The sequence below is a fragment of the Exiguobacterium sp. TNDT2 genome (assembly GCF_003331145.1).
Classification (GTDB): Bacteria; Bacillota; Bacilli; order Exiguobacteriales; family Exiguobacteriaceae; genus Exiguobacterium.
The window spans coordinates 1-14,899 of the sequence record NZ_QLVE01000038.1 but is presented as its reverse complement, the minus strand read 5'-3'; the positions used below and the strand labels follow the sequence as shown (position 1 = coordinate 14,899).

Below are 14,899 nucleotides of genomic sequence, written 5' to 3'. Positions count from 1 at the left end.
AGGCATATGAAATAGCTATGAAATGAAATCGTCTACATGACCTCGTTATTATATAAGGAAACAAGAAAAAAATGGTGATTAATATGTAAATTTATCGAATTTTTTTAAAAATTCGTGATGTCTTTGCATAAAAAAAGAGATGCGTAAAGGCATCTCTTTAAAGAATTATGCAAGACGTGGAAAGTCTTCCCCCATCGGTTTAATTGTTGAATCTAATTTTGCCAAACGCGGGAAATCTTCTCCTAGTGGTTTGATTGTCGATTTTAATTCGGCAAGGCGTGGGAAGTCTTCACCGTACTTTTGAATTGGTACATCAAACTTAGCAAGGCGTGGGAAGTCCTCACCCATTGGTTTCATTGAACTGCTTAATAAAAATACTGCTGTTGCGATAAATAGTATACCTGTGATTTTTTTCATCTTGAATCCCTCCATCGGTTATATTGGTATGTTGAAAGCTGCGAATCCTAGTTTCATGATACTTATTAGTAAGAAATTGGAGATTCTAGTAAATTATATACCGATTCTGATTGTTGGTAAATACGCGACTTTAAATCTCCTACATATTGTTGTGGCTTGTTCGGCTCATGCAAAATCACTTGCTCAGAGTCCTCTTTAACAGAAGATGATAAGAGCGGAACGTGTGCTTCTTGACTAAGTAACGCGCTACATAGAGGAGTGAGTGCGTGGTCAGTTGCCTGTAAGTGCTCTGGTCGCCAACAAATGGATGCTTCAGGAAGAATATATAAAATATGTCCTTCTTTTAATAAAGTTAAACATTGACTCAGTACTTTTTCAAAGTCCAGCTCTACATTTATATAACCAAATTCTTGAAAGTGTTTCTCATAGACGGTTCTTGAACTGCGCTTTAGAATAGAGAGAGACAGTTCTGGACCGAGAATGTACAGTTTTTTAAATGAACGATTTTCTTTCAGTGTTCTGGCAATCAATTGTGGCAAAGTTTGATAGTAGTCAATTTGAAAAGCGTTCACTACGAAGCCTTTAGAAGACCGCAACAATTGAGTCAAATGCTCTAGCCCCTCAAATTGACTGTGATCGGCGTAAGAATAAGAGGCAGTAAACAGCGGTGTTTGCTTAGATTGGAAATAAATTTTTGGTTTAATGTAGTCTTCCGCGAGTAAAAAATTTAATTTTCCCATCTCACATGCTCACCTCCTAAAAGTATAAATCTTGTCAAGTTGAGTATTGATTGAATTGATTACTTAAGAAAAATCAAAAACTTTTGCTAAGTAAATTCTATCACGATTAAGTGAGCTAACGAACCGCTATCGGTTGGGAAAATGATAGTGAGAAAACGACAAAAATATCGATTTTTAAAGAAGATTTTCCTAATACCATTGCTTCCAGATTGGATTAATTTAAAAAACGCTAGTAACTAGGACGAAGGAGCTATTGCTTAAGATGGAGTACAACTACGGAAACCTTATAAAAATCGAGAGAATGCGTAGAAACATGAAGCAATCGGTCTTAGCTAGAGGCATTTGTTCAATATCTTACTTGAGTAAAATTGAGAACAATCAAACGTCCGCTAGTGAAGAAGTGTTAGAAATGATTTTTAAAAGACTTGGGATTGAAGTACCTCTTTATTACGATTTCAGTAAACAAGTTGAAAAAGTTAAATCAGAAATTGAGGAAATTTTAAGAGACGCAATTTTGACAAGGAAAGACAAAGGTAAACTACGAGAAGTAGAAAAATATTTAACTAATCCGGTTGTCAACCAATCGAAAGAACTCTATATCACTCTGCTCTTGGCGTTAGCTAGATTAGATAGTATGCCTGGAGGACAAAATGGCTATATCATTGAGATTGGTTGGATTGAAGATCAGTTAAATCGTGAGGCCGATCTTAGATATACTTTATTAAAAAGTTTAAAATTATTTAATGAGAATGAAAAAGAAAAATCATTAGAATTGCTTGAAAAATTGACCGAACAACTTTCGCATTCAAATCTACCCGCATGGGAAATGGCAGATATGCGTTATATTATGGGTGGGATGTATTATAAATTTACAGATTATCTTCAAGCGATTGAAAATTTAAAATTTGCGCTTGAATATTTTCAAGAGCATTTCTTTCTAGAAAGAATCGTTGAATGCCATATCATTATTGGTCTAGCTTTTAAACGTCAAAGACGTTTTACTGAAGCATTGGCACATTACCATAAAGCGGTAAAAGTGATCAGTGCAACAACAATGAAAGACTACTATGGAATGCTTTATAATAACATGGGTGAAATTTATTCTTCTTTAGGCGACCAAGAAAAGGCGCTTGAGTATTTTATGCAAAGCTTTGATTATAAAGTAGAAGTAAAGAGTAAATTATATAGCGTCGTTTCTTTGATTGAAGGGTATACCAATTACGACAACGTAGAGGAAATCTTAAATTGGTTAGCGAAAGGATACGAGATAAAAGGAAATCGAACAGATTTAGAAGAGTTCGATCATCATTTTGAAATCTATAAAAATCGCTATCAAACTCAAGATAAGGTTGCCTTGATTAAATCACTGAAAGAAGCCGTTCACTATTTCGAAAAATACAACGATTATATATACATGCAAAAATACTCTTTATGGTTAGCTAAAGAACTAAGAAGCAGTGGAAAATACAAATTGGCCACTGAGTACTATGAAAAAGTCATCGATATCATGTCTCACATTGATTAACGCCTTCCGAGGCGTTTTTTTATACGCATGAAAAAAGAGACGCCCAAATCGTCTCTTTTCATTCATGGATTGGTGAAATAATGAATCGTCCAAATCGGTTCGTTCATCAACGCTTCATCTTCGACATGGCCCATTTGCACTTGTTGGAGCAAATGAATGATCTGTTTTTGCAAATTGACTTCATGAGAGCCGCTTGTCAAAATACCGTCTTCACTCGCAATGATATAAAACCCACCCAATCGCAATGGAATATGATTTCTCACGATCGATACGGCAGTCTGAAGTTCAGCTTGCCCGCCTTGCAGTGGCGCGTTTATATCAAAACGGCCCCATTGTTTAAAGTCGCCTACTTCTGAAAAGGGTGGGTCGCGATGATCCAACTCCATGACCTCCAATCTTGTCTGTCTCTTCCTTACTAGTATAGCTCTTTTTTTATTTTCCCCTGAAAGAATAATGTGGAGGGTTTGTTAATGTGACGTCAATTCCTTCACATGACTTTTTCTAGATTATGCCAAAAAATCCTGCTTTATATAGATGTGGCGGTACAAAAAACACGTCCGGAATACATCCGGCCGCGTTTAATGATGGATTGCTTCTTTTGACGTCGGGAGTTCACAGATGAATGTACTCCCTTCACCATAAATCGATTCAACGTGTAAATGCCCATCGTGCGCTTTGGCAATTTCTTTGCAGATGGCGAGGCCAAGTCCCGTGCCTCCGATTTTGCGGCGGTCTGAGTTATCGACTCGGTAAAACTTGCCGAACAAGTTCGGTAAGGCAGATGAAGGAATTCCCATTCCGTTGTCTCGAACCTTCATGACGACTTGTCCTTCGATTCGTTCTAACGAGACGAGCACATTGCCACCTTCTGGCGAATATTTGATGGCGTTACTGAGTAAGTTGCCAAGCAACTGGCGCATCCCTTCCAAATCAGCCTCGATTTTGAAGTCCTGTCCGACATCAGCATCGAGGTGGAGTTGATGGATATTTGTCGTCTCTTGGTAGAAATTGAGGCTGTCACGCGCGAGGTCAAGCAGGTCGACCGTCTCCCATTCGAACGTCTGTTTTCCAGCCTCCATCTTTTGAAGATCAAGAAAATCGTTCACCAAGTACGAGAGTCGCTTCGCTTCGTCGTGAATCGTTTTCAAATAGAGTTCTCGACGGCTTTCTTTTAAATCGCGCTCAAGCATCAATTCTGTGAACCCGTAAATTGATGACAGCGGGGTTCTCAATTCGTGAGACACTGTCGAGACAAGTTCTGACTTCATGCGATCGATTTCCGTCTCAGCCGTCACATCACGCAGTACGAGCATCGTGCCATGAATCTTGCCATCCCGGTAGATGCTCTCGGCATATACTTGAAGGAAGCAATCACCCTGATCCAAAGAAATGGATAAACCATCATCCGGCGGGTCTTGGGCGAAGACGTGTTCGATATAACTGATAAATCGGTCACGTTGATCGACACGTTCGGCCAACTGTTCAATATCAATTGACACAGCCGACAATTCCTCATAACCCGCATATTCAAATTGGAGCTCATCGAACATACGGATGAAGGCACGGTTCCCGACAATCGTGTCCTCCTCATAGTTAAAATAAAGAATCGCTTCACGCACAGAGTTAATTAACTGTGCTGTTTCTTTTCGATCTTGTTGCATTTGACGATAAAGGCGAGTCCGTAAGAGAGAGATGGCCAATTGATTCGCAAACGCGTTCAACTCGGATGTTTCACTCGCATCAAACGGCTCGTCATAACATGCCAAGTACAAGCAACCAATCATCGTTCCATCGGACGGGTCTTTCACCGGAATGACCGTCTCGTGGATGTAATAGGGATAGCCATGAATTTGATCGGCTACTTTCTTCGACGTCGCCTCTAATGATTTCGAAATCATGACGCGTTTTAATAAAAGCGATTGCACTTTTAAATCTTCTTGTTGTTCCTTCGTCATCCCTTTCGGTACGACAGACGTGATTTCATCGTCTTTAATCAGGAGAACCGCTCCGAACTCGGCTTTGGTCAGCCAGACGATTTTTTCAATAACAGCGGAATAATCTAGTAACGATTCCTTTGAAGCGAGGACTTCAATCAACTCGTTACGGTATTGCAGTTTCGTCTCATTCTGTCTAGACGCCTCGAGCACCGATTGCATCTCTTGTTGCTTCGCATGCATCTTCTCGTTTTGTCTGACCATTCGTTTAATCAAAGGACGTCCAATCAATAAAATAGCAGTGATAAACATGACTAACCCGATCATCCAAATCCAATGCAACGTCAACAGTTCGGTAGCCGAGACTGTATTGTCACGGACAAACCAAGCTCCGGTGGCTGTTAAAAAGAGACTGACGATACAGACCGTATACAGGATACCGAGTATTTGACGACTGTTCAATTGTTCAATCCACTTGCCCATAGTACACTCTACTTCCTTCCCTAACTAAAAACCAACTCCAATTCAATCGTCGTAACCGAAATATACAAAAAGAAAAATCAGATGAACACCGAACTGCTCAAGCGATGTGCCATTTGATGATTGTCTGTTTAATTGTGATATCTAGACGGATATACCCTGTATTTCTTCATCTTACACATTCCGATCTGTTTGTGTTTGACATAGTTGTTGCGAACAAGATAGCGTGAGCCTATAGTCAAATGTAAAAGGAGTGCTATCGCATGCTATCGATTGAACCTTCCGCATTAACCGAACGAGACACGTACAAATTTTTAATCGGGAGTGTCGTTCCACGTCCGATCGCATTTGTAACGACTCGAAACGGAGAGACGGTCAATGCCGCGCCGTTCAGTTATTTTAACATCGTCGCTTCCGAGCCTCCGCTTCTATCGGTGTCAGTTCAACGGAAGGGCGGTGTCATGAAAGATACGGCCCGTAACGCGGTCACGACTGAAGAACTCGTCATTCATATCGTGGACGAGACAAACGTGTCCCTCGTCAACGAGACGGCAGCCAATCTAGGACCAGAGGAAAGTGAACTCGAGCGGACTGCATTCACGCTCACGCCAAGTGACGTCGTGGAAACCCCTGGTGTGAAAGAAGCGAAGATTCGGATGGAGTGCAGACTTCATCATCATGTACCGATCGAATATGATGGCATCGTGACAGCTGATTTATTGATTGTCCGTGTCGTCCGTTTTCACATTGACCCGACCCTCTATCAGGCCGGGCGCATCGATGCAGAACAACTGGCGCCGGTCAGTCGCCTCGCTGGAAACTTTTATGCAACACTCGGTGAAACGTTCGAAATCGAACGACCGAAATAAATACAATGGCGCCTGCTCAAATCAGAGACGAGGCGCCGTTTTTAGGGTAAAGAACGGAAAGCCCATTGGGATGATGGTTTTCTTTCACACGAGCGCTTGAATATGTCACAATAAAATCAGAACATTCAATATTTAAACGCGTCAGCGATTAGAGATAAAAAGGGGAGTCGGCTATGTCTTATCGTCCATCCATTCAATCGATCATCAATGCCATTGAGACGGTGATTGTCGGGAAAGAAGATGTCATCGCAAGAAGTTTGACCGCGTTGCTGGCCGGAGGTCACGTATTGTTAGAAGATGTGCCCGGCGTCGGGAAGACGATGCTCGTTCGCACGTTCAGTCGCGCCATCGATTTAGATTTTAAACGCGTTCAGTTCACTCCGGACATGTTGCCGTCCGATTTGACAGGAATCTCGATGTACAACCAAAAGACAAAAGAGTTCGAGTACCGACCAGGACCCTTGATGGGAAACATCGTCTTGGCTGATGAAATCAACCGGACCTCTCCAAAAACGCAATCCGCATTACTCGAGGCGATGGCGGAGCGCAGTGTGACGGTGGACGGAGAAGTCAAAATTTTACCGTCTCCGTTCTTCGTCATGGCGACACAAAACCCGATTGAACATGAAGGAACGTACCCGCTCCCGGAAGCACAGCTTGACCGCTTCCTCCTTAAAATCGAGATGGGGTATCCATCGTTCAATGAAGAAATTTCCTTGTTGACCCGCTTTGAAAAGACGGAGCCGCTCGAAACGCTACAAAGTGTCATCACAAAGCTCGAAGTCGAACAGATGCAACGGGAAGTACGTGATGTTCACGTCTCGAGTGCGGTCAAACAGTATATTGTCCGCTTGATTCATGAGACGCGGAACGACCCGAATACGTATCTCGGGGGCAGCCCGCGTGCGACGCTCGCTTTGATGAAGGCATCTCAAGGATGGGCGTATATCCATAACCGTGATTTCGTATTGCCGGATGACGTGAAGGCGCTCGCCGGAAGTGTGCTCGGGCACCGAATCTTACTGACGGCAGAAGCGCGTTATAAAGGTAAGACGGCCGAACACCTCGTTAAAGGTTGGCTCGATTCCCTTCCGGTACCGATGGATCGTGAGGTCAAAGAAGTATGAAAAATTGGATGAAGCTGTTCCTTGTATGGGCGGCGGCATTCGGACTTTACGCGTTCGCCCGGATCGAAGGGAGCATTGTCGCCTCGACGCTTTGGTGGTCGTTTTTCGTTTTGGCGGCGTATTGGACAATCTTCATGATTTACCCGGTCACGGCGGCCAACGTCTCACGGCGGATTACGACGAAACGTCTCGTCTCAGGACAGACGATGGATGTCGAACTGCAAGTGGAACGAAAGTATCCGTTTCTCGTCGGGGTCGTCACGTTAGAAGAGACACCGCCGCCTCGTCTTGCTGCGTCGACGGACGTAATTGTCACCCCGATCGACCGTTTCTTTCGGAGGAAGGAAACGGTCCATTACGAAATCGAGCAAATCCGTCGCGGGATTCACGTGTTCGATCGGACGGTCCTTCACGTGCATGACGTGTTCGGGTTCTTCGATCGGAAGCGGACGATGCGACTTGAGACGGTCGTCGAAGTGTCACCGGCTGAACTTCCGTTCGACTTGCCGCGTGACGAGCAAGTCGGTGGGCGTGGCGAACAGTACCGGCGCACACGGACATATACAGAAATAGCGAACACGACGAGCGGTGTCCGGGAATACGCGGCCGGTGACCGCATCGGCAGGATTGATTGGAAGGCTTCGGCTCGCCGAGGTAACTTGATGACGAAAACGTTCGATCAAGAGCAGGAGAAAAAACTGTCGCTCGTCTTCGTCCCGTCCACATCTGAAGGACACGAAGAGGCGTTCGAACGATCGCTGTCGTTACTCGTCGGCGCGATTCGGCAACTTGAACGGAAAAACTTGCCGTTTGAACTGTACGTTATCGAAGAACAGGTCCGCCTATTCCACTTGCCGGACCAAAGCGCCGCGGTCGGGCATTATTTGTTGACGGCGACGCCGGAACCAGAAGGACGTCTCGTCGAACGAGTGAAGCGTAACCTGCCGCAAGAAGTTGGGAACTTGATTTTAATCAGCCCGCTCGAGACGAAATGGGTACGCGAGATCATGAATGAGACCCAAGGTAGCTATCACTTGTACACGGCGAACGAGGTGACGACATGACGATGTGGGTGAAACGGATTGTTTATACGGCGCTTGCCGCTTACTTGTTGTCGTTTTGGGTCGAGCCGATTGTCGGGAGCACGACGTTTGATGTCAACTGGCCGTTCCTGTTTTTGCTCCTTGTACCGATGTTTGCGAGCTTGTTGCCTTGGTATGGTTTTATTGGCGTAGTCGTTTTCAACTTCTTTATCGTCTTGTACGTGTATCACGGCAGTATCTTAGATTGGTTTGGACTCTGGCTAGAAGATTTAAGGGGGGTGCTGAGCGGGGCTTTGCCAGAAGAAGCGATTTTCTTCTCGGCGATGGCGCTCATCGGTGTCTTGTTCGCCATCTTGGTCGGGCGTACGTATCCGAGCTATGGCTTCGTCCTTGGGATGATTGTCTCGACGCTCGGATTGATGGCGTACTTTGACACGTGGACGCTTTATGACGGAGAAGGGAAGATTCTTCTTGCGATTTTAGCGTCACTCTTCCTGCTCTTCGTCACCGACTTGGCGAAACGACCGAGCAAGTCGCTCGTCCGCTATGTCAGCATCGCGCTCCTCGCGTCGGTTGTCTTGGCGCTCGCGAGTGTGTCGCCCACGATTGAAGGAGACTGGTCCGACCGATTGACGACGAGTTTCCAAAACGCCGTGAACAATGAAGGGTCGGGCAGTGGTCGAGTCGGTTATGGGGTAAACGATGAGCAACTCGGCGGACCATTCGAGCAAGATGACGGCATCGTCTTCATCGCCCGTGGCGTGCCGGCACGCTATTGGCGCATCGAATCAAAAGAGATTTATACGGGGAAAGGCTGGGTCGAGTCCCCGGTCCTCGATTCTGAGTATAACCGCGGGCAGCTGGTCGACCAAGCTGTCGATACGACGCCTGAACAAGCGTTGCTCCGATTTGACCGGCGCCAAACATTCGTCCCGTACGGTGGAGAGTATCCGCAGGCGACCGAGACGGAAAACGGGACCGAATTCCGAGTCGGAAGCATCGAAGAACCGTTTCCGAACGAGACGATTCACATCCGACCTTCTGGGAAGATCGTGTTCGACAATGACGGTCAAACGACGCCTCAGACGATTCAATTGCGTTACAGCGTCCCTTCCTTCACAGAAGAGCAACTAGCGTTGAATGAACCGGTGACGACGTTGACGGAAGAAGAGCGGCAGGCGTACTTGCAATTGCCGGACTCGCTTCCGGATCGGGTCCGCGACTTGTCGGCCGACATCACTTCCGACAGTGAGACGCCTTATGATCAGGCTCAAGCAGTCCAAGCCTACTTCCAATCCGGAGAATTCCAATACAATACGGAAGATGTCGCCGTCCCTGAAGAGGATACCGATTACGTCGATCAATTTTTGTTTGATACGTTGATCGGGTACTGCGACAACTTCTCGACATCGGCAGCTGTCCTTCTTCGGGCGAGCGGAGTGCCGACGCGTTGGGTCAAAGGTTTCACGATGGGTGATGCGCGCGGGATTATCCAAGGGGAAGAAGAATATACCGTCCGCAACCGACACGCCCACTCCTGGGTGGAATATTTCGTCGAAGGTGCGGGCTGGGTACCGCTCGAGGCGACAATCAGTTTTTCGGATGCCAACTTGCTTCAAGTCGAGACGGAGGACGGAGTGAATGTGGAAGATCCAGTGGCCAACGATCCACAGGCGTCGCAAGACAATGAACCGACGAACCGTCCACAGGAAGATTTGGCACTCGATGATGTGACATCAGGTGAGGCGGCAACCGAGAATTGGAATATGCCGGTCTGGGGTTGGATTGTAATTGTCTTCGCGGTCGCCATTCTCGTATGGAATCGGAAGGCAATCGAACGTCTCGTGATGATGCTTTGGTGGACACGGCGCCCGTTAAATGAAAACCGACTCGTCGCCATGCATCGCTATCTTGTTAAGCGGCTTCGTGGGGCTGGTTTCAAAGTCGACGGGCGTACGCCGTCGGAGCTCGCCGCGGAAGTCGATGCGTATTATGAGTCGACCGAAATGACAAGATTAACCCGTTTATTTGAACAAAGCATTTATGCCGACAAGCAGCCGAATTCAAAATATAAAGAATATTGGAAAATCATGATTCGCCGAATTATGAGTTGAAGTAGGCGGGTGCATACAGTAAGATAGACGCATTGGTTAGATAATTGAACAGCATTCCTTCGTATATACTCGCGAATTGGCGCGAGAGTCTCTACCGGACCACCGTAAATGGACCGACTATGAAGGAGCACGTTTCGTATACACAGAAAAGGGCGTGCTTCTTCTTCGGTTTGGTGAATCCGTGGGGGAAGCTCGCTCTTTTTTTGAGGAGAAGGCAGAAAGGTGGAGGCTTTGTGAAAATAGAACAAGAGATGATTTTGGTACTCGATTTTGGAGGCCAGTACAACCAGTTGATCACACGTCGTGTGCGCGACCTTGGGGTGTACAGTGAGCTTCATTCCCACAAGATGACCGCTGCTGAGATTCGTGAACTCGCGCCGGCGGGAATTATTTTCTCAGGCGGCCCGAACAGTGTATATGCGGAAGGCGCTTACCGCTGCGACCCAGAAATTTTCGAACTCGGGATTCCGATTTTCGGAATCTGCTACGGTATGCAACTCATGACACATCACTTCGGTGGGCGTGTCGAGCGGGCTGCGCATCGTGAATACGGGAAAGCGACACTTTTCTCGACACCAGAAGCTTCGGACCTCTACAAAGGTCTTCCTGTGGAACATACTGTCTGGATGAGTCACGGTGACCTCGTCATGGAAGCTCCGCCAGGATTCATCGTCGACGGGACGAACCCGTCATGTCCGGTTGCCTCGATCAAGAGCGACGACCTTAAAATGTATGGAGTGCAGTACCACCCGGAAGTTCGTCACTCAGAGTACGGCAACGACATCTTGAAAAACTTCATCTATGAAGTGTGTGGTGCCAAAGGCGAATGGTCGATGGAGAATTTCATCGACATCGAAGTCGAGAAGATTCGTGAAATCGTCGGTGACAAGCAAGTTCTTTGCGCGTTGTCAGGCGGTGTCGACTCATCGGTCGTGGCGGCGCTCGTCCATCGTGCCATCGGCGACCAGTTGACATGTATGTTCGTCGACCATGGTTTGCTTCGTAAAAACGAAGCGGACAGCGTCATGAAGACGTTTGCGGACGGCTTCAATATGAAAGTCATCAAGATTGACGCGCGTGATCGTTTCATGGCGAAACTTGCTGGCGTTTCAGATCCGGAACAAAAACGTAAAATCATCGGTAATGAGTTCATCTACGTGTTTGACGAAGAAGCGTCGAAACTTGTGGACATGGACTTCCTTGCCCAAGGTACGCTTTACACGGATATCATCGAGAGTGGGACGGATACGGCTCAAACGATTAAGTCACACCATAACGTCGGTGGACTTCCGGAAGATATGAACTTTACATTGATTGAGCCACTTAACACGCTCTTTAAAGATGAAGTACGTGAACTCGGGACAGAGCTCGGCTTACCGGACTATATCGTATGGCGTCAACCGTTCCCGGGACCAGGTCTTGGTATTCGTGTTCTCGGTGAAATCACAGAAGAAAAACTTGAAATCGTGCGTGAGTCAGATGCGATTCTGCGCGAAGAAGTGAAAAAAGCCGGTCTCGAACGTGATATTTGGCAATACTTCACGGTCCTCACACCAATTCGTTCAGTCGGCGTCATGGGCGACGAGCGGACGTATGATTATGCGGTCGGTGTTCGTGCTGTCACATCGATTGATGGAATGACTTCGGATTGGGCCCGCATCCCTTGGGATGTCCTCGAAAAGATTTCGGTCCGTATCGTCAATGAAGTCAGTCACGTCAACCGTGTCCTGTACGACATCACATCGAAGCCACCAGCAACGATCGAGTGGGAATAATAGGCAGAGGGGAGCAATCCTCTCTGTTTTTATATGGAAAAACCGAACATTACGTCTAAATATTTATTTAAAATCCGTTATTATTGTTGACATTCATTTTTGTCGTTGTTAAGATAAAAACGTTCTTATCATATCCGAACAATTAAAAATTATTTTGCCGTATAATATCGGGAATATGGCCCGAGAGTCTCTACGAAATCACCTTAAATGATTTCACTACGGCGAGACATAGATTCAGGGACGTATGTCCCTGTATGTTTCGCGTGGGGTCTCCGGTCATCGATCGGGGACCTTTTCTCGTTTTACGGCGAGCCAAGGAGGAAAATCAATGAGCACACAGCTCAAGCAAGAACCGCAACATCAACCGTCAGAAAGCTGGATTGAGCGTCACTTTCAGTTAAAAGAACTTGGAACAAACGTGAAAACCGAACTCGTCGCAGGATTTACGACATTCCTTGCGATGGCGTACATCTTATTCGTCAACCCGAACGTGTTAGGTGCTGCTGGTATGGACATGGGAGCCGTTTTCGTGGCAACCGGTCTGGTCGCCCTCGTCGGTTCTGTCATGATGGGCTTGTTCGCCAACTATCCGATTGCGATCGCTCCGGGTATGGGGCTTAACGCCTTCTTCGCGTACAGTGTAGTTCTCGGCATGGGTATTCCATGGCAGACGGCACTATCAGGGGTTCTCGTTTCTGGTTTGTTCTTTATCGTTTTAACACTGTCAGGTATTCGTGAGACAGTCGTCAACGCAATTCCGGGACCACTCAAAATGGCGGTCGCGGCAGGGATTGGTTTCTTTATCGCCTTTATCGGTTTGAAAAATGCAGGTATCGTCGTCGCCAACGAAGCGACGCTCGTCGGTCTCGGTTCACTCGGAACAGGGACGACACTCCTTTCGGTGTTCGGTCTTGTAGTGACAGCATTGTTAATGGTTCGAAATGTAAAAGGTGGTATCTTCATCGGGATGCTTCTCACGGCAATTGTCGGGATGATCTTCAATCTTGTACCGACACCGACTGCCATTTCAGACATCATCTCGGCACCACCGAGCATGTCATCGACGTTCGGACAAGCGTTCATCAATTTCTCAGAAGTCTTCACGGTCCAAATGCTAGTCGTCATCTTGACGTTCTTCTTCATTGATTTCTTTGATACAGCGGGTACGCTCGTAGCGGTAGCTCGTCAAGCAGGAATCATGAAAGACAACAAAGTGCCACGTGCGAGTAAAGCGCTCATGGCTGACTCAACAGCAACAGTGGCAGGTGCAATCTTTGGGACATCGACTGCGACGTCATATGTAGAATCGTCGGCTGGTGTAGCGGCCGGTGGTCGTTCGGGCTTGACGGCTGTATTCGCAGGTTTGTTCTTCGGATTGGCGCTCTTCTTCTCGCCACTCTTGGCAGTCGTCACATCGGCGGTCACAGCCCCTGCATTGATTATCGTAGGAGTACTCATGGCTTCGGCTTTACTCGATATCGACTGGAGAAAGCTAGAAATCGCGATTCCTTCATTCATGACGATTCTGATGATGCCCCTCACTTCGTCGATTGCGACGGGGATTGGGCTCGGATTCATCTTGTATCCGCTCATGATGATCGCGAAAGGGAAGACGAAAGAGATTCATCCAATCATGTACGGCATGTTAGTGATCTTCTTGGCTTACTTTATATTCTTGCCGCACGCGTAATGAAATGAAGCCGACTCGGTTTATGAGTCGGCTTTTTTGTATGCAGTGTTTTCAGGTAAGAAGGGGTCGTACATGGTTAAAGCATGGTTTTCTGTGATGAACTCATTTCGGATGAATGTGCCATCTTGGGAGAAGACGCTTCTAAATATTTGGTTATGCCGAACTGTTCCACCCCACCATTCATTCGTGAAGTGGTGGTTTTCTTCATATATCTCATATTGAACGGTTGGTGGGATATTTGACCGCCATTGCCCTACGAGATAATCCCCCTCTATATATAGAAGGAGTTGAAACGTCTGTGCCGTCCGATTGGTGATTTGAAGGTCTAAATAGTTGTAGGAACATGTGGCGCCACTCCCAAAAGGTTGGTCCCTTCGTGAATCAGGGAAGACATCATAACTGTGGCGGTAACGCTCGGTCACTGTGAGTGGGCTATGGAGCGCGATCCAATAAATCAAGTTGGATAATTGGCACAATCCGCCCCTGGTTCCAGTCGTGACCTTTCCGTAATGCAAAATCATTCCGTCCACATAGCCCTTTCGTTTTGTAGGTCGCCCGATGGCTTTCCAATATGAGAGCACTTCATTTGGAGAAACGATGATGCCATTTAACTGTTTAATGGCGATATTAAGATTAATGACTTTATTCTGTTGCATTTTGAGATCGATATCTCGCAATTTTCGGTAGAGTGGGGTGCGGTGCTCATAGATGAGGTGGGGCAGTGGTGCAGTATCTCGTTTAGAAGTGTACCGCTTATTATTCGTCATCCATTGTGTTCGGCGTTTTAATATGTAATACTGTGTTCCTGCCCAGATGCGCAGGTTCGATCGTTTCTTTGGCTGCAGTTGGAGCATCAAGTGTCACCTTCTTATAAGTTGGTATTGATGAGTATTCGTCGACAGGGAAAAATTTCCTTCTCCAATACAATAGATGCGAGTAAGGGGACGAGAAAAATCTTTTAAAGTTTTTTTAGAATAATGCTTGCCATGTGATAGAAAGGGATGCTATAGTTATCTCTGTTGCCAGCGCTGTTTACAACTTAGTAAACAAACTGGTTGACACACAATAATGATAAATGTTATTATCATTTAGTCGCCAAGAGCGACAGACGAACTTTGAAAACTGAACGATGAGGCAATAAAAGTTTTACCATTTTTGAATGAAGCGCAAGCTTCGTCATTTTCA

At 46.3% G+C, this 14,899-nt stretch carries 12 protein-coding genes and 2 riboswitches; of the genes, 7 read left to right on the top strand and 5 right to left on the bottom strand.

The features are described 5' to 3' along the window. Positions 1-165: 165 nt before the first annotated feature. Positions 166-417 (bottom strand): hypothetical protein, encoded by a 252-nt coding sequence (locus tag DPV68_RS13600; protein WP_114167327.1) that lies wholly within the window; start codon positions 415-417, stop codon positions 166-168. 65 nt (positions 418-482) lie between these two features. After that, positions 483-1,157, bottom strand: a complete 675-nt coding sequence (locus tag DPV68_RS13595) for a hypothetical protein (RefSeq protein WP_114167326.1) — start codon at positions 1,155-1,157, stop codon at positions 483-485. 262 nt (positions 1,158-1,419) lie between these two features. On the opposite strand from DPV68_RS13595, the gene DPV68_RS13590 reads away from it, so the two are divergent. After that, positions 1,420-2,682, top strand: coding sequence for a helix-turn-helix domain-containing protein (locus DPV68_RS13590; protein WP_114167325.1), 1,263 nt, complete (start codon positions 1,420-1,422; stop codon positions 2,680-2,682). A 62-nt stretch (positions 2,683-2,744) separates the two neighbouring features. On the opposite strand, the gene DPV68_RS13585 is transcribed toward DPV68_RS13590, so the two are convergent. Together DPV68_RS13585 and DPV68_RS13580 are read right to left on the bottom strand one after the other, a co-directional pair. Continuing rightward, complete coding sequence (locus DPV68_RS13585) at positions 2,745-3,062, bottom strand: hypothetical protein (protein WP_157964194.1); 318 nt, start codon at positions 3,060-3,062, stop codon at positions 2,745-2,747. Positions 3,063-3,260: 198 nt separating this feature from the next. Further along, on the bottom strand, positions 3,261-5,099 hold the full coding sequence (locus DPV68_RS13580) for an ATP-binding protein (RefSeq protein WP_114167323.1): 1,839 nt from the start codon (positions 5,097-5,099) through the stop codon (positions 3,261-3,263). Positions 5,100-5,359: 260 nt separating this feature from the next. Between DPV68_RS13580 and DPV68_RS13575 the strand changes: the two genes are divergently transcribed. The 6 genes from DPV68_RS13575 (at position 5,360) to DPV68_RS13550 (ending at position 13,714) form a co-directional block, all read left to right on the top strand. Further along, positions 5,360-5,965, top strand: coding sequence for a flavin reductase family protein (locus DPV68_RS13575; protein ID WP_114167322.1), 606 nt, complete (start codon positions 5,360-5,362; stop codon positions 5,963-5,965). A gap of 173 nt (positions 5,966-6,138) precedes the next feature. Continuing rightward, positions 6,139-7,092 carry an AAA family ATPase gene (locus DPV68_RS13570; protein ID WP_114167321.1) on the top strand — a complete coding sequence of 318 codons (954 nt, stop codon included), beginning with the start codon at positions 6,139-6,141 and terminating at the stop codon, positions 7,090-7,092. Then, a complete protein-coding gene (locus DPV68_RS13565; protein ID WP_114167320.1) occupies positions 7,089-8,156 on the top strand; it encodes a DUF58 domain-containing protein in 1,068 nt (355 codons plus the stop codon). The genes DPV68_RS13570 and DPV68_RS13565 overlap by 4 nt, the downstream gene beginning before the upstream one ends. Beyond that, positions 8,153-10,249: a transglutaminase domain-containing protein gene (locus DPV68_RS13560; RefSeq protein ID WP_114167319.1), complete on the top strand. Its 2,097-nt coding sequence runs from the start codon at positions 8,153-8,155 to the stop codon at positions 10,247-10,249. The genes DPV68_RS13565 and DPV68_RS13560 overlap by 4 nt, the downstream gene beginning before the upstream one ends. Before the next feature lie 39 nt (positions 10,250-10,288). Next, positions 10,289-10,389: riboswitch (purine riboswitch) on the top strand. A 111-nt stretch (positions 10,390-10,500) separates the two neighbouring features. After that, positions 10,501-12,024 (top strand): glutamine-hydrolyzing GMP synthase, encoded by a 1,524-nt coding sequence (guaA, locus tag DPV68_RS13555; RefSeq protein WP_114167336.1) that lies wholly within the window; start codon positions 10,501-10,503, stop codon positions 12,022-12,024. 137 nt (positions 12,025-12,161) lie between these two features. Further along, a riboswitch (purine riboswitch) is annotated at positions 12,162-12,263 on the top strand. 89 nt (positions 12,264-12,352) lie between these two features. Further along, entirely contained in the window at positions 12,353-13,714 is a 1,362-nt protein-coding gene (locus tag DPV68_RS13550) for an NCS2 family permease (protein ID WP_114167318.1), read from the top strand. 20 nt (positions 13,715-13,734) lie between these two features. Here the strand turns inward: DPV68_RS13550 and DPV68_RS13545 are convergent, their stop codons facing one another. Further along, on the bottom strand, positions 13,735-14,568 hold the full coding sequence (locus DPV68_RS13545) for a VanW family protein (protein ID WP_114167317.1): 834 nt from the start codon (positions 14,566-14,568) through the stop codon (positions 13,735-13,737). Between the last annotated feature and the right edge of the window lie 331 nt (positions 14,569-14,899).